21 protein-coding genes are annotated in these 19,669 nt (G+C 69.6%); 8 read left to right on the top strand and 13 right to left on the bottom strand.

The annotated features are described in order from the left end of the window. Nucleotides 1-6 precede the first annotated feature (6 nt). Genes KXD96_RS06745 through KXD96_RS06735 form a run of 3 tightly spaced genes read right to left on the bottom strand, consistent with a single transcriptional unit; the run spans nt 7 to nt 2,840 of the window. Nucleotides 7-849 carry a sugar phosphate isomerase/epimerase gene (locus tag KXD96_RS06745; RefSeq protein WP_260743778.1) on the bottom strand — a complete coding sequence of 281 codons (843 nt, stop codon included), beginning with the start codon at nt 847-849 and terminating at the stop codon, nt 7-9. A 24-nt stretch (nt 850-873) separates the two neighbouring features. After that, nucleotides 874-1,827, bottom strand: a complete 954-nt coding sequence (locus KXD96_RS06740) for a hypothetical protein (protein WP_260743776.1) — start codon at nt 1,825-1,827, stop codon at nt 874-876. Continuing rightward, nucleotides 1,824-2,840 carry a Ppx/GppA phosphatase family protein gene (locus KXD96_RS06735; protein WP_260743774.1) on the bottom strand — a complete coding sequence of 339 codons (1,017 nt, stop codon included), beginning with the start codon at nt 2,838-2,840 and terminating at the stop codon, nt 1,824-1,826. The genes KXD96_RS06740 and KXD96_RS06735 overlap by 4 nt, the downstream gene beginning before the upstream one ends. 120 nt (nt 2,841-2,960) lie before the next feature. Here KXD96_RS06735 and KXD96_RS06730 point away from each other — a divergent pair, with 120 nt between their 5' ends. Further along, complete coding sequence (locus KXD96_RS06730) at nt 2,961-3,755, top strand: hypothetical protein (RefSeq protein WP_260743772.1); 795 nt, start codon at nt 2,961-2,963, stop codon at nt 3,753-3,755. Here KXD96_RS06730 and KXD96_RS06725 read toward each other — a convergent pair. After that, nucleotides 3,718-4,470, bottom strand: coding sequence for a FadR/GntR family transcriptional regulator (locus tag KXD96_RS06725; RefSeq protein WP_260743770.1), 753 nt, complete (start codon nt 4,468-4,470; stop codon nt 3,718-3,720). The two genes, KXD96_RS06730 and KXD96_RS06725, sit on opposite strands and share 38 nt — an antisense overlap. A gap of 42 nt (nt 4,471-4,512) precedes the next feature. Here KXD96_RS06725 and KXD96_RS06720 point away from each other — a divergent pair, with 42 nt between their 5' ends. The 3 genes from KXD96_RS06720 to KXD96_RS06710 are packed head-to-tail and all read left to right on the top strand — an operon-like array spanning nt 4,513 to nt 7,636. Further along, on the top strand, nt 4,513-5,463 hold the full coding sequence (locus tag KXD96_RS06720; protein WP_313901625.1) for a hypothetical protein: 951 nt from the start codon (nt 4,513-4,515) through the stop codon (nt 5,461-5,463). Further along, complete coding sequence (locus tag KXD96_RS06715; protein WP_260743767.1) at nt 5,460-5,789, top strand: hypothetical protein; 330 nt, start codon at nt 5,460-5,462, stop codon at nt 5,787-5,789. Before KXD96_RS06720 ends, KXD96_RS06715 begins: the two co-directional genes overlap by 4 nt. Next, nucleotides 5,786-7,636 (top strand): GMC family oxidoreductase, encoded by a 1,851-nt coding sequence (locus KXD96_RS06710; RefSeq protein ID WP_260743764.1) that lies wholly within the window; start codon nt 5,786-5,788, stop codon nt 7,634-7,636. The genes KXD96_RS06715 and KXD96_RS06710 overlap by 4 nt, the downstream gene beginning before the upstream one ends. 74 nt (nt 7,637-7,710) lie before the next feature. Here KXD96_RS06710 and KXD96_RS28740 read toward each other — a convergent pair whose 3' ends face one another. Next, a complete protein-coding gene (locus KXD96_RS28740) occupies nt 7,711-7,980 on the bottom strand; it encodes a PPE family protein, SVP subgroup (protein ID WP_260745250.1) in 270 nt (89 codons plus the stop codon). A 5-nt stretch (nt 7,981-7,985) separates the two neighbouring features. After that, a complete protein-coding gene (locus tag KXD96_RS28620; protein ID WP_313901624.1) occupies nt 7,986-9,224 on the bottom strand; it encodes a PPE family protein in 1,239 nt (412 codons plus the stop codon). A 374-nt stretch (nt 9,225-9,598) separates the two neighbouring features. On the opposite strand from KXD96_RS28620, the gene KXD96_RS28735 reads away from it, so the two are divergent. After that, on the top strand, nt 9,599-9,736 hold the full coding sequence (locus tag KXD96_RS28735) for a hypothetical protein (RefSeq protein WP_396878119.1): 138 nt from the start codon (nt 9,599-9,601) through the stop codon (nt 9,734-9,736). A gap of 168 nt (nt 9,737-9,904) precedes the next feature. On the opposite strand, the gene regX is transcribed toward KXD96_RS28735, so the two are convergent. The 4 genes from regX to KXD96_RS06675 all read right to left on the bottom strand — a co-directional run bounded on the left by regX (nt 9,905) and on the right by KXD96_RS06675 (nt 13,304). Further along, the gene (gene regX, locus KXD96_RS06690; RefSeq protein WP_007167631.1) at nt 9,905-10,588 is read right to left on the bottom strand and encodes a two-component sensory transduction protein RegX; all 684 of its coding nucleotides are present in this window, start codon (nt 10,586-10,588) and stop codon (nt 9,905-9,907) included. A 73-nt stretch (nt 10,589-10,661) separates the two neighbouring features. After that, nucleotides 10,662-11,882 carry a cell wall metabolism sensor histidine kinase WalK gene (locus KXD96_RS06685; protein WP_260743752.1) on the bottom strand — a complete coding sequence of 407 codons (1,221 nt, stop codon included), beginning with the start codon at nt 11,880-11,882 and terminating at the stop codon, nt 10,662-10,664. A gap of 152 nt (nt 11,883-12,034) precedes the next feature. Then, complete coding sequence (locus tag KXD96_RS06680) at nt 12,035-12,784, bottom strand: phosphoglyceromutase (protein ID WP_260743750.1); 750 nt, start codon at nt 12,782-12,784, stop codon at nt 12,035-12,037. A gap of 10 nt (nt 12,785-12,794) precedes the next feature. Beyond that, complete coding sequence (locus KXD96_RS06675; protein WP_260743748.1) at nt 12,795-13,304, bottom strand: YbjN domain-containing protein; 510 nt, start codon at nt 13,302-13,304, stop codon at nt 12,795-12,797. Nucleotides 13,305-13,600: 296 nt separating this feature from the next. Here KXD96_RS06675 and KXD96_RS06670 point away from each other — a divergent pair, with 296 nt between their 5' ends. Next, nucleotides 13,601-14,266, top strand: coding sequence for an IS110 family transposase (locus tag KXD96_RS06670; protein ID WP_313901652.1), 666 nt, complete (start codon nt 13,601-13,603; stop codon nt 14,264-14,266). A 14-nt stretch (nt 14,267-14,280) separates the two neighbouring features. Further along, nucleotides 14,281-14,769 (top strand): transposase, encoded by a 489-nt coding sequence (locus tag KXD96_RS06665; protein ID WP_260739794.1) that lies wholly within the window; start codon nt 14,281-14,283, stop codon nt 14,767-14,769. 17 nt (nt 14,770-14,786) lie between these two features. Here KXD96_RS06665 and mshA read toward each other — a convergent pair whose 3' ends face one another. Both mshA and KXD96_RS06655 read right to left on the bottom strand, forming a co-directional pair. Beyond that, nucleotides 14,787-16,196 (bottom strand): D-inositol-3-phosphate glycosyltransferase, encoded by a 1,410-nt coding sequence (gene mshA / locus KXD96_RS06660; RefSeq protein WP_396878721.1) that lies wholly within the window; start codon nt 16,194-16,196, stop codon nt 14,787-14,789. Next, nucleotides 16,117-17,355, bottom strand: a complete 1,239-nt coding sequence (locus KXD96_RS06655; RefSeq protein ID WP_260745248.1) for an ROK family transcriptional regulator — start codon at nt 17,353-17,355, stop codon at nt 16,117-16,119. The genes mshA and KXD96_RS06655 overlap by 80 nt, the downstream gene beginning before the upstream one ends. A gap of 255 nt (nt 17,356-17,610) precedes the next feature. On the opposite strand from KXD96_RS06655, the gene KXD96_RS06650 reads away from it, so the two are divergent. Next, the gene (locus KXD96_RS06650) at nt 17,611-18,360 is read left to right on the top strand and encodes an SDR family NAD(P)-dependent oxidoreductase (protein WP_260743744.1); all 750 of its coding nucleotides are present in this window, start codon (nt 17,611-17,613) and stop codon (nt 18,358-18,360) included. Here KXD96_RS06650 and KXD96_RS06645 read toward each other — a convergent pair. Then, entirely contained in the window at nt 18,344-19,666 is a 1,323-nt protein-coding gene (locus tag KXD96_RS06645; RefSeq protein ID WP_260745247.1) for an Ig-like domain-containing protein, read from the bottom strand. The two genes, KXD96_RS06650 and KXD96_RS06645, sit on opposite strands and share 17 nt — an antisense overlap. Nucleotides 19,667-19,669: the final 3 nt, after the last annotated feature.

The following is a 19,669-nucleotide window of genomic DNA, read 5'->3' as shown; positions in this document are numbered from 1 at the left end:
GGATTGTCAGCGCAGCAGGTGCGTGCGGGCGAACTGTAGCGATTCGGCGAGCATGCTTTCGCGCTCATTGGCTGAACGGGCGCTGGACGTGGAAACTTCCAGGATGACGTGGCCCGCGAAGTGGCTGCCGGCCAGCATCTGGCACACCTCGGCGGTGGGCTGGGTGCCGCGTCCGGGCACCAGGTGCTCGTCGGCGGGCAGGCCGCTGCCGTCGCACAGGTGCAGGTGGACCAGCCCGCCGCCCATCCGCTGGGCCATGTCCAGCGAGTCGGTGCCCGCGGTCGAGGTGTGCGACAGGTCCAGCGTGTAGTGCGCGTGGTTGCCGTCGAGCGGGTCGTACGAGGGCGCGAACGCCGAAATCGCCGGCCCCGGGCCGCCGCCACGCCTGCGCATCCGCTCCCGCGACTGGCCCGATCCGAAGAACCGGTCGGCCCGGAACGGGAACATGTTCTCCACCGCGATCAGCACGTCGCTCGATGCTTCCAGCTCGGCGACCTGGTCGCTGAACCCGTCGGCGTAGCGCCGCTGCCAGCGAAACGGCGGATGCACGACGACGGTCTGCGCGCCGAGTTGTTCGGCGGCCCGCACGCTGCGGTTCAGCTTGGGGATCGGATTGGCGCCCCAGACTCGCTGTGAGATCAGTAGGCAGGGCGCGTGCACGGACAACACCGGTACGCGGTAGCGCCGGGACAGTTTTCCGATGGCGTCGATGTCCTGGCTGACCGACTCGGCCCACACCATCAGCTCGACCCCGTCGTAGCCCAGCCGGGCGGCGTACTCGAACGCGGCCTCGGCCCGCAATGGGTACACCGAGGCCGTTGAAAGTCCGACTTTGATAGCTGGGCGCAACGGTCTGTGTGGTCCCCGGTCCGCCTAGCCCGACTGCAGCGACAGCGCCAAGGGGCCAAGGGTGATCAGCGCCCCCACCGCGACGGCGATCAGCGTGCTGGCGATGTCCTCGGTCTTGCGCACCACCCGAACGCCGGCGACCAGCCCAAGGATCACCAGCACCGAGAGCACCAGCGCCACGATGCTGTTCCAGCGCCACAACTGGTCGAAGGCGACGAACAATCCCGCGCCGAACGCGACGGCCAGAATCGACTGGAACACGACCAAGCCGCCGCGCCACAGCGCCTCCAGCCTGCCCGGCGCCGCGTGCACGTCGGTGGCCACGCCCGCGCGACCGGTTTCGCCGTCGGGGTGATCCTCCTCGCGCTGTCCATCCGCCAAGAGCCCGACGGCAAACGCGCCCGCGTCGTCGTCGGCCTCGTCGGTGTCGGTCTGCAGGTAGGAGCGCACGTACGCGGAGTCCTCCAGCGCGGGTTCGGCTTCGCGAACCTCCGAATCCATCACGTCCACCGGGAGATCGCCGTAATGGTCCAGCGGGTCGGGATTCATGCCCTCGGCACTGGATTGCCGCGCGGCCTGGGTCTCCCCCGCCTCGAGATGGCTCAGGGGGCGCGGGTATTCGCTGCGCTCCGGTCCCGACGCCTTCTTGGGCGGCGACGGCGACTTGGGCCAGCGCGGCTCGGGCTGCGACCAGTACGCCGTGGCGGGCTTGTCTTCGGCTTGCTCTTCGGGCGCGGTTTCCTCGGCGACGGGTTCGGCGCTCGGCCGTTCGGCCGTGCGGGGGTCCTCCTGGTCCTCACGGATGACCGGAATCTCGCCGGTCAACTCCGCGACGGTCACCGCGTCGCTGTCGCCGCGCCGCCGGCGCCTGCGCCGCGTGACTGCCGGGGCGCCGATGGTGCCGTTCCTGGCCAGAAGTTCGGCCACCGAGATCGGCCGAGTGCCGGGGCTCTCGGTCTCGGAGTGTGGTCCGGTCATGCTTTGTCGCCTCTCGATCGGTTGCCGTCCCGATCACCTGCCTGGCCTCCAGCATCGCGCACGGATCGCTTCATGAGGGGCGTTCCGTCGGCTTCGCTGTCGAGTTTGCGCAAGATGAGACCTTCCCGTAACGCCCACGGGCAGATATCCACCGATTCGATCGACAGCGCTCGCATACTCGCCTCCGCCACCAGCGCACCCGCCACAATCTGCGGCGCCCGCTCGGCGCTCACCCCTTCCAGTTCTGCCCGGTCAGCGGTCGTCATCCTAGAGATGAAAGATATGAGTTGCCTGAGGCCGTTTGCTGTGAGCGTCCTTTTCACCCGCGGGCCGGCCGCCGACGGCGCCGCGCCGGTGAGCCGCGCCAGCGAGCGAAACGTCTTCGACGTCGCCACCGCCAGGTCCGGCGCGCCGGCCTCCAGCATGGCCACGGCGGCATCGGCGAGCTCGGCGTCCAGCCAATCCCGCAGCATCCCCACCCGGCGCCGGCCGGGCGGGTCGTCGGGCAGCCACTCGCGGGTCAATCTCCCCGCGCCCAGCGGCAGCGACAGCGCCACCTCCGGCTCCTCGTCGACACCGCTGGACATCTCCAGCGAGCCGCCGCCGATGTCGAGGTTGATGATCCGCCCCGCGCTCCACCCGTACCACCGGCGCACCGCCAGGAAGGTCAGCCGGGATTCGTCGACCCCGCTCAGCGCCTCGAGCTCGACACCGGTCTCCTTGCGCACGCGGGCGAGCACGTCGTCGGAGTTCACCGCGTCGCGCAGCGCGGACGTGGCAAAGGCCATCAGCTCGGCGCAGCCCGAGCTGTCCGCGATCTTGGCGAACTCGTCGATCGTGGAGATCAGCTTCTCGGCGCCGCGCTTGGTGATCTTGCCCGAGCTGTCGATCGACTCGGCCAGCCGCAGGGTGGCCTTCGTCGAACTCATGGGCGTGGGATGCCCGCCACGGTGCGCGTCGACCACCAGCAGGTGAACCGTGTTGCTGCCCACGTCGAGCACGCCCAATCGCACGGAAAACAACCTAGTCGGGCGACTTTACGGGCCGCGTTTCGGCCCGCCGCGGAGCACGACAATCTCACACCGCCGACGCCCGAGTGTCAGCGGGTCGCCGAGCCCGAATCGTCGTCTAACGTGGACTGCGTGGCGAATTCCTACCCGGAACCTGGGCAAGAGGTCGAACTGGACTTCGCCCGTGAGTGGGTGGAATTTTACGACCCGGACAATCCCGAGCACCTGATCGCGGCCGACCTCACCTGGTTGTTATCGCGGTGGACCTGCGTGTTCGGCACGCCCGCCTGCCACGGTACGGTGGCGGGCCGCCCGGACGACGGATGCTGCTCGCACGGGGCGTTCTTGTCCGACGACGACGACCGCGCCCGGCTCGACGACGCCGTGAAGCTCCTGACCGATGAAGACTGGCAATTTCGGGAAAAGGGCTTGGGCCGCAAGGGTTATCTGGAACTCGACGAGCACGACGGGCAGCCTCAGTACCGCACCCGCAAGCACAAGGACGCCTGCATCTTCTTGAACCGGCCCGGCTTTCCCGCCGGCGTCGGATGCGCGCTGCACAGCAAGGCCCTCAAGCTGGGCGTCGCGCCGCTGACCATGAAGCCCGACGTCTGTTGGCAGCTACCGATCCGGCGCAGCCAGGAGTGGGTGACGCGGCCCGACGGCACCGAGATCCTGAAAACCACTGTCACCGAATACGATCGGCGCGGCTGGGGTTCCGGGGGCGCCGACCTGCACTGGTACTGCACCGGGGATCCCGGCGCCCATGTGGGCGCCAAGCAGGTGTGGGAGAGCATGGCCGACGAGCTCACCGAGTTACTGGGCGCCAAGGCCTATGCGGAGCTGGCGGCGATGTGCAAGCGCCGGGCCAAGCTAGGGCTCATCGCGGTACATCCGGCGACTCGCCTCGCCGAGTAGCAGCAGTCTTGGTGTAGGACATGATCATTCGCTGCCCGCTGGCGTGCAGGTACGCTTCGATCGCGGCGGCGGCCCCCGCCTCGTCGCCCGCCAGGACGGCGTCGGTGATCGCGGTCAGGCCGGCCACCACGGGCGCGGCGTCGTCATAGGCGGCGGTGAGCTCATGCTCGCGGCCGCCGAAAGCGTGCTCGACCCAGCGATACAGCAACACCAGCGCGCGGTTGCGGCTGTGGTGGATCAGCACCCGGAAGTAGGCGAGGTCGGCGGCCTGACGCGCCGCCGCGCTGTCGGCGTCCCGGACCGCGGCCAGCGCGGCGCGCAGGGCCACGGCGTCCTCGCCGGGACTCCGCCGCGCGGCCGATCGGCCGATCAACGGGCCCAGCGCGGCACGGATCTCGAACAGCTCCACCAGGAACTCGGGCCCCAGCTTGCGGACCAGCGCCTCGACCACCGCGGGATGGGTGAGCGCCTGCGGGTCCGCGACCACGTTGCCGCTACCGTGCCGGGCCTCGATCAGGCCCATGTGCTGCAGCCGGGCCAGACCCTGGCGCAGCGACGTGCGGTTGACGCCGAGCTGTTCGGCCAGTTCGCGCTCGGGCGGCAAGGCCGAGCCCGGCGGAAACGCGCCGTCGAGGATGGCGTCGGTGATCGACGCGGCGATCTGTTCATCGACACGCTGGCGGTCGGGCGGGCGCAGGGGACTTGACTGGTTCATTGGCTCAACCAATATAGTGGACGAATCCACGGAAGGTGAGCAATGGACGGCGACATGCGATCGGCAGTGGCCCCACGCTGGCGCGGCAAGCCGGGCCGCCTGGAGGTCTGGTACGCCACCCTGTCGGACCCGGCGACGCGCGCGGGGTTGTGGGTGCACTGCGAGACGGTGGCGCCGCTCCAGGGCGCCGCCTACGCCCACGGGTGGGCCACCTGGTTCGCCCCCGACGGTCCGCCCCGCACCGAGCGGTTCGGTCCCGTCCCGGCCCGGCCCGCGACCGGCCCCTGGTGGTTCGACGCAGCGGGCGCGCGGGTGGGCGACAAACACCTGAGCGGAGGCGCCGGTTCGCTTGCCTGGCAGCTGTCCTGGACCGACGCCGGCGCACCGCTGTGGACGTTTCCCCGCGCGGCCTGGGACCGCGAGCTGCTGCCGGGCGCCCAAGTCGTCATCGCCCCCACCGCCGACTTCACCGGCTCGCTGACCGTCGCCGACACCACGACCCGGGTCGATGGCTGGCGCGGCGCCGTCGCCCACATCTACGGGCACGGCAACGCCAAGCGCTGGGGATGGGTCCACGCCGACCTCGGCAACGGCGATGTCATGGAGGCGGTCACCGCCGTCTCGCACAAACCGGGGCTGCGCAGGCTGGCGCCGATGGCGTTCGTTCGGTTTCGCATCGACGGAAAGGATTGGCCCGCAAGCCCATTGCCGTCGCTGCGGATGCGGACGACGCTCGGCGTGGCGCACTGGCAGCTGGAGGGCCGCATCGGCGGTCGCCGGGTGCTCATCCGGATCGACCAGCCGGCGGAAAAGTGCGTGAGCCTGGAATACACCGATCCCGACGGCGGCAAGGCGGTGTGCACCAACACCGAGCAAGCCGACGTGCACATCGAAATCGACGACCGGCACTGGTCGGTGCTGGGCACCGGGCACGCCGAAGTGGGCGTGCGCGGCCGCGCGGCACCGGATGTCAACGAAAGGATCCCGACATGAGCTTTCTGCTCGACCCACCGCTGCTGTTCGCCTCCGGCGTGCTCATCGAGCGGCGGCTGCCCGCCGAGCAGCGCGATGTCGCCGAGGCCGCCACCCTGGGCGTGTTCTTCGGCGGATCGTTCGGCCTCTACAACAACGTCCCCGGACTCGGGTTGTTGTGGCGGCCCTTCCGCGCCCGCAACGGCCGCGACTTCATGTGGAACAGCGGGGTTTTCAACGTGAATACCGCCGAGGCGGATTGGCCCCTGCACGCGGCGGCGGGCGCCATCTTCGCCACCTACCCGTTCTTCATCAAGATGGGCCGCCGGCTCGCACGGCTGATATGAGCCTGGTCGCCTCGTTCGGGACCGCGTTGCTGCCCGAGGAGTACGGCGGCCCGGCGCCGGCCGAGCTGGCCGAACGCGTCGAGCGCTACCTGCGACAGCTGCCGACGACATCACGGGTGGCCATGCGCGCCGGGATGCTCGCGCTGGCCGCGGCCAGCTACGCCACCACCGGCCGGTCGCTGTCGCGGCTGGGCCCCGACCGACGCGAGCAGGTGCTGCGGCGGGCCGCCGCGCTCAGCCCCGATTCCGGCGCGGCCATCGAGGCCATGAAGGCGATCGTGTTGCTCGCCAACGGCGCGGAAACCTATGCGCCGGAACTGCTTTCGAATGCCGGGCAGCATGGAACGGCCCGTCCCGACGCGGCGTTGAACATCACCACCTCGGCCGAGAGCCGCTCCGTCGTCACCGCTGACGCGGTGATCGTGGGGTCCGGCGCCGGCGGCGCGATGGTAGCCCGCACCCTGGCGCGCGCCGGACTGGACGTCGTGGTCCTCGAGGAGGGGCGCCGCTGGACGGTCGAGGAATTCCGCACCGCCCATCCGATCGACCGTTATGCCGGGCTGTACCGCGGCGCCGGGGCCACCGTCGCCCTCGGACGCCCGTCGGTGGTGCTGCCCATCGGCCGGGCGGTCGGCGGCACCACGGTGGTGAACTCCGGCACCTGCTACCGCCCGCCGGCGGCCGTGCAGCGGCGCTGGCGCGACGAGTTCGCGCTCGCCCTGGCCGATCCCGACCGGCTCGCCGAGCGCCTCGACGACGTCGAACGCACCCTGCAGGTCGCCCCGGTGCCGCTGGAGATCATGGGCAACAACGGGCGGCTGTTGCTGGACGCCGCCGCCACGCTGGGCTGGGACGCGGCGCCCATTCCGCGCAACGCGCCGGGCTGTGAAGGCTGCTGCCAGTGCGCGATCGGCTGCCCCCGCAACGCCAAGTTCGGCGTGCACCTCAACGCGCTGCCCGAGGCGTGCGCGGCGGGCGCGCGGATCGTCTCCGACGCCCGCGTCGAACGGGTGCTGCACCGGCATGGGCGGGCCCGGGGCGTGCGGGCCCGCCGGCCCGACGGCACGGCGCTGGACGTGCTGGCCGACACCGTCATCGTGGCGGCGGGTGCGACCGAGACGCCAGGCCTGTTGCGCCGCAGTGGGTTTGGCTCGCACCCGCGGCTCGGCCGCAACCTGGCGCTGCACCCGGCGACGATGCTCGCCGGGCGCTTCGAGGACGACGTCGTCGCCTGGCACGGGGTGCTGCAAAGCGCCGCGGTGCACGAGCTCCACGAATCGCACGGCGTGCTCATCGAAGCGACCTCCACCCCGCCCGGGATGGGCTCGATGGTGTTTCCCGGCTACGGCGCTGAGTTGCTCGGCTGGCTGGACACCGCGCCCCGGGTGGCGACGTTCGGTGCCATGGTGGCCGACCGCGGCGCCGGCTCGGTTTCCACGGTGCGCGGTGAGACGCTGGTGCGCTACAACATTGACCGCACGGACGTCGCCAAGCTCGTCACCGCGATCGAGGCGATGGGCCGGCTGTTGTTCGCGGCCGGGGCGACCGAGGTGCTCACCGGCCTGCCCGCCGCGAAGACGGTGACGTCGCTGCCCGCCCTGCAGGATGCGCTGCGGCGCAGCGACCCGCGCAGCTTGCACCTGGCCGCTTTTCACCCGACCGGCACGGCGGCCGCGGGCGCCGACGATCAGCTCTGCCCGGTCGACGAGACCGGGCGGCTGCGCGGCGTGGACGGGGTGTGGATCGCCGACGCCTCGATCCTGCCGAGCTGCCCGGAGGTCAACCCCCAGGTCTCGATCATGGCGCTGGCGCTGGGCGTGGCCGACGAGGTGGTGGAGGCTCGGTGATCGAGTGTGCGTTCAGGGCTTTGAGTGTGAGGCCTTGGCGGGGAACCCGCGAAATATGCGCCCGCAGCGCACGCTCAAGGCCCTGAACGCACACTCATTGCCGAGAATGAGCAACCGGCATCGCGTCCGATGATCGTTGCCATCAGGGTCCGCTGGAACGTGCGCCCCTGCGGGGCGGCATCGGCATCCGGTGGGGAAGGCGGGGCCGATTCGATCGTCGTCCAGGCCGGCGGCACCGACAGCGGACCGAGCGCGCCCGCCTCGCCGACTGCCGCGGACGGCGCGCCACCACCGGACGAAGGGTGAAACGGCCATACCAACCGAGGGGTGGGGTGCGCCTGCATGTTCATCAACCGACCCCCACCGCAAGCTCGCCACCAGTAACGGCTCGAGCCCATTCCGCCAGCCCATCGACATCGAGCTGAGGCTGAATTCCTGCGGTACCCGCCAGTCCTGGCGCAGCCAGCCCGCCTAGCGCGGGAGCCCCCACTGCACCGGACGAGCTGGGGATTGGGGTAGCGGAGGCGATGGTGACGGTGCCGAAGACATTGGTGATGGACGCGCCGGCGGGGCCGGCGATGGCGGTGGCGGTGTTCCCGAAGGTTTGGACGGCGACCTGTTCCGCGCCGGCAACGGGGAGCGTGGCGGAGCCGTTGACGAGGGCGACCAGAACCTCCTGGAACGAGCCGGGGGTCAGGACGATGGGGCTCGCACCGGCGGTGAAGTCGACGCCCTCGGGGATCAGAACACCGTCCGCGGAACAGTCGATGATCGTGTGAATTGTGCTGCCGGGGTTCATGATAACGCTGCCGAAGCTGATGAGGTTAGTGCCCGGGCCCGTGATCGTGATCGAGCCGCTGTTGATGTACATGCCCGTCTCGGTTCCGAGGGAAATGGTGTTGCCCGGCGCGACGGTGGCGGTTTCGCCGGGGGCGACGGGCCCGACGGTGTCGGCGGCGGTGGAGCTGAGGGTATGCGTCGTGGCGTTGGTCGAGGCCACTTGCCGGGTGGCATCGCCGGCGGCCCGCGCCACCGTCTGGGCCTGGGCGGCCTGCCCGGCCGGGTTCGTGGTTTGCGGCGGCTCGTCGAACGGGGTCAGGGTGCTGGCGGTCTCAGACGCAGCGGCATACCCATACATCGCCGTGGCGTCCTGCACCCACATCTGCATGTATTGGGCTTCGGTGGCCGCGATCGCCGGGGTGTTCTGCCCGAAGAAGTTGGTCGCGATCAGCGCCATCAGCTGTGCTCGGTTGGCCGCGATCACCGGCGGGGGCACCGTCATTGCGAACGCCGCCTCATAGGCCGCGGCCGCCGCGTAGGCCTGGGTGGCGGTCTGGGCGGCCTGAGCGGCCGCGGTCGACAGCCAGTCCACATAGGGTGTGGCCGCGGCCGCCATCAGCGCCGACGAGGGGCCGGACCAGGCCTGGCCGGTCAGTCCGGCCAGCTCGGCCGCGTAGCCCCCGGCCGTGGATTCCAGCTCGGCGGCCAGCGCGTCCCAGCCCGCCGCCGCCGCAAGCATCGGCCCCGCCCCGGGGCCCGCGTACATGAGGCCGGAGTTGATCTCCGGTGGAAGCGATGCGAAATCCATGTCACCCGTCCTGTCCGTGCCACTGGGGAGTATTTCAACTGCTATTGAATAACTTTTCAACGACGATAGAATAACCCCAATGCGGGCGAACTTCCACGCGGTTGACGTGAACGTTGCGTCACGGCACGCGGCGGCCGGAGGTCCGTATGTGATGAACGGAGCGTGCCGGTCCCCGACTTCGTCGTTGAGCTCCGTCGCGCCCTCGGCACTGCACCGCTGTGGTTAGCCGGCGTAGCGGCGGTCACGATCCGCGGCGGCCGCGTACTGCTGGTCAAGCGCTCCGATAGCGGGAGAATCCGGCCAGATTGCGCCGCTCGCGAAGTGCGCGAAGGGACCAGGTCAGCGCGCGAGCCAGCAGGCTCGCCTGGCTGCACGTGACCCAGCCGGCGGTGCACGCGGACGGCGATCAGGCCCAGTACCGCGATCAGGTGTTCCGGATGCACTGGCTAGCCGGGGAGCCCTACGCCGCCGACGACGAGGCGTGTTCGACCTCGCCGACCGTCCGCCGATGACCGAGAACATGCGGCGGCGTATCACGCTGAGCGCCAGCGACGATGCCCGGATGGTGCCGACACCCGCCCGGCCGGCCGGCCGGCCGAGTGTGAATCCTGGGCTTCGAGTGCGCGTCGTGGGCGGGAAATCGGCGAAATCCGCGCCGCCGGCGCACACTCGTTGCGGGGCTAGCCTTCGAGCTTGTAGCCCAGCCCCCGCACCGTCACGAGGTGCACCGGGTTGGCCGGGTCGGCTTCGATCTTGGACCGCAGGCGCTTGACGTGGACGTCGAGCGTCTTGGTGTCGCCGACGTAATCGGCGCCCCACACCCGATCGATCAACTGTCCGCGCGTCAGCACCCGACCGCTGTTGCGCATCAGGTATTCGAGCAGATCAAACTCCTTGAGCGGCAAGGTGATTGTGTCGCCATTGACCGAGACGACGTGTCGCTCGACGTCCATCCGCACCGGTCCGGACTCGAGCACACCGTCGCTGATCTCGGAGTCGTCGTCACCGCCACGGCGCAGCACCGCGCGGATCCGGGCGATCAACTCGCGCGCCGAATACGGCTTGGTCACATAGTCGTCGGCGCCGAGCTCCAGCCCGACGACCTTGTCGATCTCGCTGTCGCGCGCGGTCACCATGATCACCGGAACGCTGGAACGGGCACGCAGCTGCTTGCACACGTCGGTCCCCGACATGCCGGGCAGCATCAGATCGAGCAACACGATGTCGGCGCCGCCACGATCGAACTCGGCCAGTGCGGCCTGTCCGTCCGTCACGACGGTGGCCTCGAAGCCCTCCTTGCGCAGAAGGAACGCCAGCGGATCGGCCAGCGACTCCTCGTCCTCCACGATCAGCACACTGGTCATGCGCGCCACTCCTCTCCCCCGCAAGCGGGTGGTACCCCCACATCGCTTCGCTCTGCATCGTCGTAAGCGCGGGTCATCTACTTAGTTCTTCCTCTCGTTGTGACCTGTGGGGCCGCACCTCGCGACCCTGCGGTTGCTCGGGTTGTTCGTCAGTGTCCTTGTAGGCCGGAATCGACAGCGTGAAGGTGGATCCGGTACCCGGCTTGCTCCACACCCCGATGCTGCCGTTGTGGTTGGCCGCGACATGTTTGACGATGGCCAGGCCCAGCCCGCTGCCGCCGGTGGCGCGCGAGCGTGCCTTGTCCCCCCGGAAGAACCGCTCGAAGACGCGCTCCTGGTCCTCCAGCGCGATCCCGATGCCGCGGTCGGTGACGGCGATCTCGATGTTGTCGCCACGGCGGCGACGGCTGATCGAGACCGGCGAACCGGGCGGCGAATAGGCGATCGCGTTGGACACCAGGTTGGCCAGCGCGGTAACCAGAAGCGTTTCGTCGCCCAGCACCCGCAAGCCGCTGGGCGCATCGGTGCGAATCTCGATATGGGCGTTGTCGGCGGCCACCTTGTGGCGCGAAATCGCTTCCGACACCACGGTATCCACGTCGACTTCGGTGACGTTGGGCAGCCTCTCGGCGCCCTGCAGCCGGGACAGCTCGATCAGCTCCGCGACCATGTCCCCCAGCCGGTTGGCTTCGAGGAGCACCCTTTCGGCAAACCGGCGAACGGTCTCGGGGTCGTCCGCGGACGCCAGCAGGGCCTCGGCGAGCAGGGCCATCGCGCCAACCGGGGTCTTGAGCTCGTGGCTGACATTGGCCACGAAGTCGCGCCTGGTCGCCTCCATGCGCGCATAGTCGGACTGGTCGTGGGCGAACACCACGGCGAACCGGCGGTCCTCTTCGCTGAGCAGGCGGGCCTGGCCGTGCACCGATAGGCCGGACCGGCCGGCCGCCCGTTTGGCCGGCCGCAGGTCGAATTCGACGTCGACGCCGCTCAGCGCCTGCTGCGCCGCTTCCCAGGCCTGGTCGTCGAGCTGCCGGTCGCGCACCAGGCCCAGCTCGCTGGCCTGGTCGTTGAGGTAGACGACGTCGCGGTGGGAATCCACCACCGCCACACCCAGCGGCATCAGCGTGACGATGCGTTGCAGCATCTGCGCGACGGTGATCCCGGTCCATTCGGTGCTCACCCGCTGCCGGCGGTGGGCCGCTTTCGGCGACAGCCGGGTCCCGGCTGCTACCCCTACGGCCAGCCCCAGCACGGACAAGACCCCGGCCAGCAACAGCGCCGAGAACACAGTCACATAGCAAATCCTACAAATCTTCCTGAACGCAGCCCTAGCGGAACGAGGCCAAAATCGGACAAGTCACACTTTGCGCTTCAGGTGTTCCACTCCCGTTTACGCGATGTTCGGCGAATAGGCCTTTAAAACTTGCAATGGCCGCTGTGCCGGCTTCAGCCGCGTCCCTGGCTGGCAACCGCCGCGGCGCCCGCCGCGGCCGCCTCCGGGTCGAGGTACGTGCCGCCCGGCACCACCGGACGCAGGTCGGAGTCCAGGTCGTAGCGCAGCGGAACGCCGGTCGGAATGTTCAGCCCGACGACGTCGTCGTCCGACATCTGGTCGAGGTACTTGACCAGGGCGCGCAACGAGTTGCCGTGCGCGACGATCAACACCGTTTTGCCGCTGCGCAGGTCCGGGACGATGACGTCGGTGAAGTACGGCAGGAACCGGTCCACCACGTCGGCCAGGCATTCGGTCAGCGGGCCACCGCCGATGTTGGCGTACCGGGGGTCGGTGTCCTGGCTGAATCGGCTGCCCTTCTCGATCGGCGGCGGCGGCGTGTTGTAGCTGCGCCGCCAGGTCATGAACTGCTCCTCGCCGTAGCGGGCCTTGGTCTCCGACTTGTCCAGGCCCTGCAGCGCCCCGTAGTGCCGTTCGTTGAGCCGCCAGCTGCGCCGTACCGGGATCCACAGCCGGTCGGCGGCGTCCAGCGCCAGATGCGCGGTGGTGATCGCGCGTCGGAGCAGCGATGTGTAGAGGACGTCGGGCAACAGGCTCTGCTCGGCCAGCAGCTCGCCGCTGCGCACCGCCTCGGCCCGGCCCTTTTCGGTCAGCCCGACGTCCACCCAACCGGTGAACAGGTTGAGGGCATTCCAATCGCTCTCGCCGTGGCGGAGCAACACCAGCGTGGCAGTGTCTCCCATGCCGGCTAGCTTATTCGTCGTCTTCGTCGATCAAGTGGGCGAACGCCTCCAGGTTCTTCAGTGACTCGCCGCGCGACACCCGCCACTCCCACTCTTTCTGGATCGACGAGCGAAAACCCAACTCCAGCAACGTATTAAAGTCCGAATCCACCGCTTCGAGCACCTGCCCCAACACCCGGTCGATCTCGTCGGCGTCCACCGACGCCAGCGACATGCGGCCCACCAGGTAGATGTCGCCGACGTTGTCCAGCGTGTAGGCCACGCCGTAGAGGCGGCGGTTCCGCCTGAGCAGGAAGCGGTAGACACCCTCGTGGTTCTCGTCGGGCTTGCGGCAGACGAACGCCTCGACGCGCACCGAATGCTCGCCGACGCTCAGGATGGTATTGGTCTTGAGTTTGCGCTCGCCGGGCAGCTCGACGACCAGACCCGACACACCGCCGCGCGCGCCATCATGTTTCGAGTAGTGAAGACCGCTGGCCTGCAGCGCGTCCTCGATCACGCGCTCGACAGTGGAGGTCACTAGGGCACCATCCTTTCGGCGGATGTCTGATGGGCATTCGTTGAAGGGACTCGGCGGGGGCCGAGGTGACGGCCAGTGGTGGTCGCTCGTTGAGGGCCTGTATGACACCGCCGCCCTCGGTCCTCCCGGGGTCGCAGACCGGCATCAGGAAGACGCGCCGCAGAGCGCCAGTTAGTGACCGTCCGGTGGTCGATCCCCTCGCCGCGTCGTCGCTGCCAAGTTGAGGAGATCCGTTGCCGGAAGACACCACAGGAATTATCTACGTCGGTTTGGACTGGGCCGCTGCCGCACATGCTGTGTGCGTGCTGTCTGCGGTGGGAAAAGTATTGGCACAGTTCATGATTGACCACACTGCGGAAGGCATTGCCATGCTGATCCGTAGACTCGCCAAGTACGGCGATCCCACCCAGATACACATCGGGATCGAGCGACCCAATGGGCGGTTGGTCGACCTGCTGCTCGAGGCCGGCCACCCGGTCATCCCGGTATCGCCGAACGCCATCAAAACCTGGCGCGACGGCGAAGTCATCTCCGGCGCTAAGTCCGACGCCGGCGACGCACTGGTGATCGCCGAGTACCTGCGACTGCGCCACCACCGACTGCATCCCGTAGCGCCCTACAGTGCTCAGACCAAGGCACTTCGCACGGTAGTGCGCACCCGCGATGACATCGTCGCCATGCGGGTATCGGCCACCAACCAACTCAGCGCCTTGCTCGATGACCACTGGCCCGGCGCCAAGGCGATCTTCGCCGATATCGAGTCCCCGATCAGCCTGGCGTTCCTGCGCCAGTACCCCACTGCGGGCAGCACATCGCGCCTCGGTGAGAAACGCCTGGCCGCGTTCCTGGCCAAGCACGGCTACTCCGGCCGTCGGCCAGCCAGCGAGCTGCTGGGCCGGCTGCGCGCGACCCCGCGGGCACCACCGACCCCACCCTGTCGGTCGCCGTCGCCGACGCCGTAGGAGCCCTGGTCACCGTGCTGGAGGCCCTCAACAGCGCCGCCAAAACTCTCGACCGCTCCGTCATCGCCCGCCTCGGGAAGCACCCGGACGCCGAGATCTTCACGTCGCTGCCAAGGTCGGGTCAGATCAACGCCGCCCAGGTGCTCGCCGAGTGGGGCGACTCCCGGGCAGCCTACGACGGACCCGACGCCGTAGCGGCTCTGGCCGGAGCCACTCCAGTGACCAAAGCCTCCGGCAAACAGCACGCCGTGCACTTCCGCTGGGCCTGCAACAAACGCTTCCGCCGGGCACTGACCACCTTCGCCGACAACAGTCGTCACCAAAGTCCTTGGGCCGCCGACATCTACGCCCGAGCCCGCGCTCGCGGACACGACCACCCTCACGCCGTACGTATCCTCGCCCGCGCCTGGATCCGCGTCATCTACCGCTGCTGGCACGACCACCGCCCCTACGACCCCAACCTCCACGGCGGAACACAAAGACTGTTGCCACAAACAGCCTGAGGTTGACTCAGGAAGTGTCATGCGCCCACCCCGCGGCGCTCGGCGGTGTACTCGCTGATCGCGCGGCGATAGCTGGTCAGCAGCGCGTCGGTGGTGTTTTCCCACGAGAACGTGGCCGCATGCTCGGCGGCCGCGCGGCTCATCGCCTCGGCCTGCGGCGCGGGCAGGCGCAGCATCCGGTCCAGGGCATCCGCCCATTGGTCGACGTCGTGGCCGGACACCAGCGTGCCGGTGATCCCGTCGCGCACGGCCACCGGCAGGCCGCCGACCGCGGCGGCCACCACCGGCGTGCCGCACGCCTGCGCCTCGACGGCGACCAGGCCGAACGACTCCGAATAGCTCGGCACGGCCACCAGGCTGGCCGCCTGGAACAACGTGGCCAGGTCCGTGCGGGACTGTGGGGGCAGGAAGGTCACCCGAGGGGTGATGCCCAGGTCCGCGGCCAGGCGCCGCAGCCCGTCCGGGGAGGCCATGCCGCTGCCCGACGGGCCGCCGGCCACCACGATGCGCACACCCGGCAATTTCGCGGCGGCGCGCAGCACAATGTCGGGCGCCTTCAGCGGCTGGATCCGCCCGACGAACGCCACCACGTCTTCGTCGAGCGGCAATCCCAGCGCCGCCCGGGCCGCACGGCGGTCACCCGGGCGGAACACCTCGAGGTCCACCCCGGGGTGGACGACGTCGATGCGCGCGCGGGAGGCGCGGTGGATCGAAATCAGTTGCCTGGCTTCGTCGTCGGTGTTGACGATCAGCCGGTCCGCCTCGTCGACCACCTGCTGTTCGCCGACCGTGCGCAGCGGCGGCTCGGGCGCGTCACCCGCGGCCAGCGCCGCATTTTTGACCGCAGCGAGCGTGTGCGCGGTGTGCACCAGCGGCACCGCCCAGCGGTCGCGGGCCAACCAGCCGACCTGTCCGGACAGCCAGTAATGCGAATGCACGATGTCGTAGTAGCCCGGTTCGTGCGACGCTTCCGCGCGCAGCACGCCGGCGGCGAACGCACACAGCTGGGTGGGCAGGTCGTATTTGTCCAGGCCCTCGAACGGCCCCGCCACCACGTTGCGGACCAGCACGCCGGGCGCCACCCGCGCGACCGGCGGGTCGGCGGACGCGGTGGCCCTGGTGAAGATCTCCACCTCGATACCCCGCCGCGCCAGGTGCAACGCGGTTTGCAGCACGTAGACGTTCATGCCCCCGGCGTCGCCGGTGCCCGGCTGCGCCAGTGGCGAAGTGTGCACCGCCAACACTGCGACGCGGCGCGGTTTCAGCCGGAAGACGTCATCGTGGCGCACTCTGTCATCTTTACAGGACGCCCGAAGCACGAGCCCAACGCCCAGGACACGGTTCGCGCTAAGCGGAGGACTCGTCGGCCGCGACCTCGCGCAGCCGCGGACTGAGCGCCCCGGCCCGCCGCATCGCCCCGAGCGGATCCGCGTACAGCGGGGCCAGCGAGACGGTGCCCGCGCCGGCCTCCTGCACCCGGTTGCCGAAGACAGTGACGCGAATCTCACGCGACGCCAACACCGAGTGTTCGGCGAAAGCGGCCTCGACGTGCTCCATCGCCTCGGGGTATTCCGTGAAGGCCTGGCCACCCACCACCAGCTCGTCGGGGTTGAGCATGTCGCGCAGCAAGGCCACCGCCTGCCCGAGCACCCGGCCCCGCTCGTTCAGCAGTTCTCTGGCCTGCTCGTTGCCGGCGCGGGCCAGCCGGAGCAGGTCGGCGATCCCGGCGGCCGGCGCGCCGGCGCGGCCCGCCGGCGCGAATGGCAGGAGGCGCAGCCGGCGGGCGGCGGCCAGCACCGCCTCGTCGCTGACGGTGGATTCCAGCCGGCCGCTGCCACCGAGCAGCTCCGAGTGGACGGGCAGGGCCGCGATGGTGCCCGGGCCGCTGGCCGGGCAGTGCACCCGTCCGCCGATCACCAGCGCGAAGCCCACGGTCTCGCGGGCGTACACGTACAGGCTGGTGGGTGAGCTGGGCAGGAAACGTCGCATGCCGAGCAACAGTTCGGCCCCGGCCATGGCATCGACGTGCGAGGCCACCGAGACGGGCAGTCCCAGCGCGTCGGCCAGCACCGGGCCGACGGGCGCCTGCCGCCACCCCAGCCGCGGGTGGTCCACGTGGCCGGTGGCGCTGTCAACGGTCCCACCGATCGCCACGCCGACCCACAGCGCGCGGCGCCGGTGCCAACGGCGCAGGTAGCGGGCGGCGCTCTCGGCCAGCGACGCCAGCGCGGGCCCGGCGGGGTGCAGCGGCGTCGGCGTCTCGACGGTGTCGAGCGTGCGACCGAACAAGTCGGTGGCCACGATGCTGGTGGTCCGGGCGCCGATGTGGATGCCCAGCGTCACGAACGGCTCGTGGTTGACCTCGACCGGCACCCGTGGGCGGCCGATGGCCCCGGCGACGGCCAGGTCGGCGCGCTCCCGCAGCAAACCGGCCTCGAGCAGGGCGATGACTTGGCGGTTGACCGTCGCGATGCTCAGCGAGGTGACACCGGCGATGACGTCACGACCGACGGGTCCCCGCAACCGGATGGCGCGGAAGACGGAGGCCGCCGCGGAGTCGGGGATGTGCAGTGCCGGCGGCACGATCTGACGGGGTACCGACCGGCGGCCCTTGTGGCTGGCCCTGTTGGGCGAATGGTGAGACTGGGTGAGTGTGTTCGAGCGCACGATCGTCCTTTTGTCCGAGATTTACCGGCCGGTCTTCGGCCACACCTGAAAATCAGGAGCGGCAAAGTGCGCGGCAACAACACGCACCCGCCGCGCAGGTGCAGGCGGTGGTGATGTTGGACAAGGAGCGGTGGAGCACACCGAAAATTTACCACGTTTACTAAGGTTGCTTCGATGGTTGAATCGGTCAGGAATGAACGGGTCGCGGTGGTCACGGGGGCCAGCTCCGGGATCGGCGAGGCGACGGCCCGGACCCTTGCCGCACAGGGCTTTCACGTGGTCGCGGTGGCTCGCCGGGCGGACCGGATCAACGCCCTGGCCACGGAGATCGGCGGGACGGCCATCGTGGCCGACGTCACGGACGATGCGGCCGTCGCGGCTCTCGCCAGCGAATTGAGCCGGGTCGACGTGCTGGTAAACAACGCCGGCGGCGCCCGCGGCCTGGCACCGGTCGTCGAATCCGACTTCGAGCACTGGCGGTGGATGTGGGAGACGAACGTGATGGGCACGCTGCGGGTCACCCGAGCGCTGCTGCCCAGGCTCATCGATTCCGGCGACGGCCTGATCGTGACGGTGACTTCCGTTGCCGCACTTGAGGTTTACGACGGGGGCGCCGGATACACGGCGGCCAAGCACGCCCAGGGCGCCCTGCACCGCACGCTGCGCGGCGAGTTGCTGGGTAAGCCGGTGCGGCTGACCGAGATCGCGCCGGGCGCGGTCGAGACGGAGTTTTCGCTGGTTCGCTTCGACGGCGATCAGCAACGCGCCGACGCCGTCTACACCGGCATCACTCCGCTGGTTGCCGCCGACGTCGCCGAGGTGATCGGCTTCGTGGCCTCCCGGCCGCCCCACGTCGACCTCGACCTGATCGTCATGAAGCCGCGCGACCAGGCGTCGGCCACCCGGTTCAACCGCCGGGGCTAGTCCCCGGGCCGGCAGAGGTGGTCGTGGTCGTGGGCGTCCCGGACAGGCTCGGCGCGGTCGACGGCGTGACCGGCGCGGTGACGGGAATCTGGGTGGACGGCGGGCGCGCGGTGGGCGGCGGCAGCGCCGACATGGCCACCCAGGTGTCCCAGTCGACGGCCCAGTCCCAGATGTCGCCGTCGGAGTAGGACAGCTGAATGCTGCTGCCCGTCACTTCCACCGGGTCGCCGTAGATCGCCGACTCGAAGTACTGCTCGGCGTCGCCGGTCGACAGGTTGATGCAGCCGTTGGTGACGTTGGTGTTGCCCTGCGCGCCCGCGCTCGCCGGGTTGGCGTGGATGAACTCGCCGTTGTTGGAGATCCGGACGGCCCAACGCTCGTGCACGTGGCTGTAGCCGGCGGCGGGGTTGGACATGTAGAAGTCCGCGTACTTCTCGGTGACCACGTGGATGCCGTTGCGAGTGACGTTGCGCGCCTTGTCGGCCTCGCCGTAGCTGCACGGGAAGTCCATGATGACGCCTTCGTCCCTGACCACCTGGATGCGGTGCGACGTGACCTCGGCCTTCACCACCTGCCGGCGGCCGATCTGGATGTTCAACGAGATGTCCTCGGCGCCGTACGCGCTGTCGCCGAACGGCAGGCCGTACAGCTTCGCGTCGACGTTGACGGTGGTGCCCGCGGGGTAGTACTCGCGGGTGCGGTAGTGCACGCGTGCGCCCTGCGCCTCGTCGGGCAGCCACGCCCAGCTGCCCTCGACGGGCGGATTCGTGGTGACGGTCAGCGCCTTCTCCACGGAAGCCTTGTCGGTGATCGGCGCGTCGAACTGGATGATGATCGGCGCCGCCACCCCGACCGTCTGACCGTCGGCCAACTGGAATGACCCGCTGATCTTCTTGGTGGGCGACACGGTGGTGAACTTGCCCGTGACCGGGACCGCCTTGCCGTCGTGCCCGACGGCCGAGCCGCTCCACGTGTAGGTCGCGTCGTAGCCCAGGGGCTCGGTGGTGCTGTAGACGGTGCGGTCGGAGTTGAACTTGCCCGCCACGGCCTTGCCCGCGGAATTCGTCAGCGCGACGCGCTGGAACCAGCCGTCGCTGATCTCGACGCTGATCGGGGCGATCGGCACCACGTTCTCGGCCGCATCGGCCGGCTGGAACTTCAGTTTCGGCGCCGGCCGCCGCTCCTTCTTCTCGGCCTGCTTGCCCGCGGGGCCACCGCACGCGGCCAACACGCTGGGGGCGAACACACCCAGTCCGAGGCTCGCCAGGGCCACGCGCCGGTTGACCGGCTGCGGGCTGCGCGACATGCT

Origin of the sequence: Mycobacterium sp. SMC-2, from assembly GCF_025263485.1 — a bacterium.
Classification (GTDB): domain Bacteria; phylum Actinomycetota; class Actinomycetes; order Mycobacteriales; family Mycobacteriaceae; genus Mycobacterium.
Note: the sequence above shows the minus strand (reverse complement) of the source record. Positions and strands in the feature narration are given on the sequence as shown.

Coding starts and splice junctions, on each gene's coding strand:
- KXD96_RS06740 (WP_260743776.1), bottom strand. CDS start 1,827: ATGACCGGACCACACTCCGAGACCGAGAGCCCCGGCACTCGGCCGATC.
- KXD96_RS06725 (WP_260743770.1), bottom strand. CDS start 4,470: ATGAACCAGTCAAGTCCCCTGCGCCCGCCCGACCGCCAGCGTGTCGAT.
- KXD96_RS06720 (WP_313901625.1), top strand. CDS start 4,513: ATGGACGGCGACATGCGATCGGCAGTGGCCCCACGCTGGCGCGGCAAG.
- KXD96_RS06715 (WP_260743767.1), top strand. CDS start 5,460: ATGAGCTTTCTGCTCGACCCACCGCTGCTGTTCGCCTCCGGCGTGCTC.
- KXD96_RS06710 (WP_260743764.1), top strand. CDS start 5,786: ATGAGCCTGGTCGCCTCGTTCGGGACCGCGTTGCTGCCCGAGGAGTAC.
- KXD96_RS28740 (WP_260745250.1), bottom strand. CDS start 7,980: ATGCAGGCGCACCCCACCCCTCGGTTGGTATGGCCGTTTCACCCTTCG.
- KXD96_RS28620 (WP_313901624.1), bottom strand. CDS start 9,224: ATGGATTTCGCATCGCTTCCACCGGAGATCAACTCCGGCCTCATGTAC.
- regX (WP_007167631.1), bottom strand. CDS start 10,588: ATGACCAGTGTGCTGATCGTGGAGGACGAGGAGTCGCTGGCCGATCCG.
- KXD96_RS06680 (WP_260743750.1), bottom strand. CDS start 12,784: ATGGGAGACACTGCCACGCTGGTGTTGCTCCGCCACGGCGAGAGCGAT.
- KXD96_RS06650 (WP_260743744.1), top strand. CDS start 17,611: ATGGTTGAATCGGTCAGGAATGAACGGGTCGCGGTGGTCACGGGGGCC.
- KXD96_RS06645 (WP_260745247.1), bottom strand. CDS start 19,666: ATGTCGCGCAGCCCGCAGCCGGTCAACCGGCGCGTGGCCCTGGCGAGC.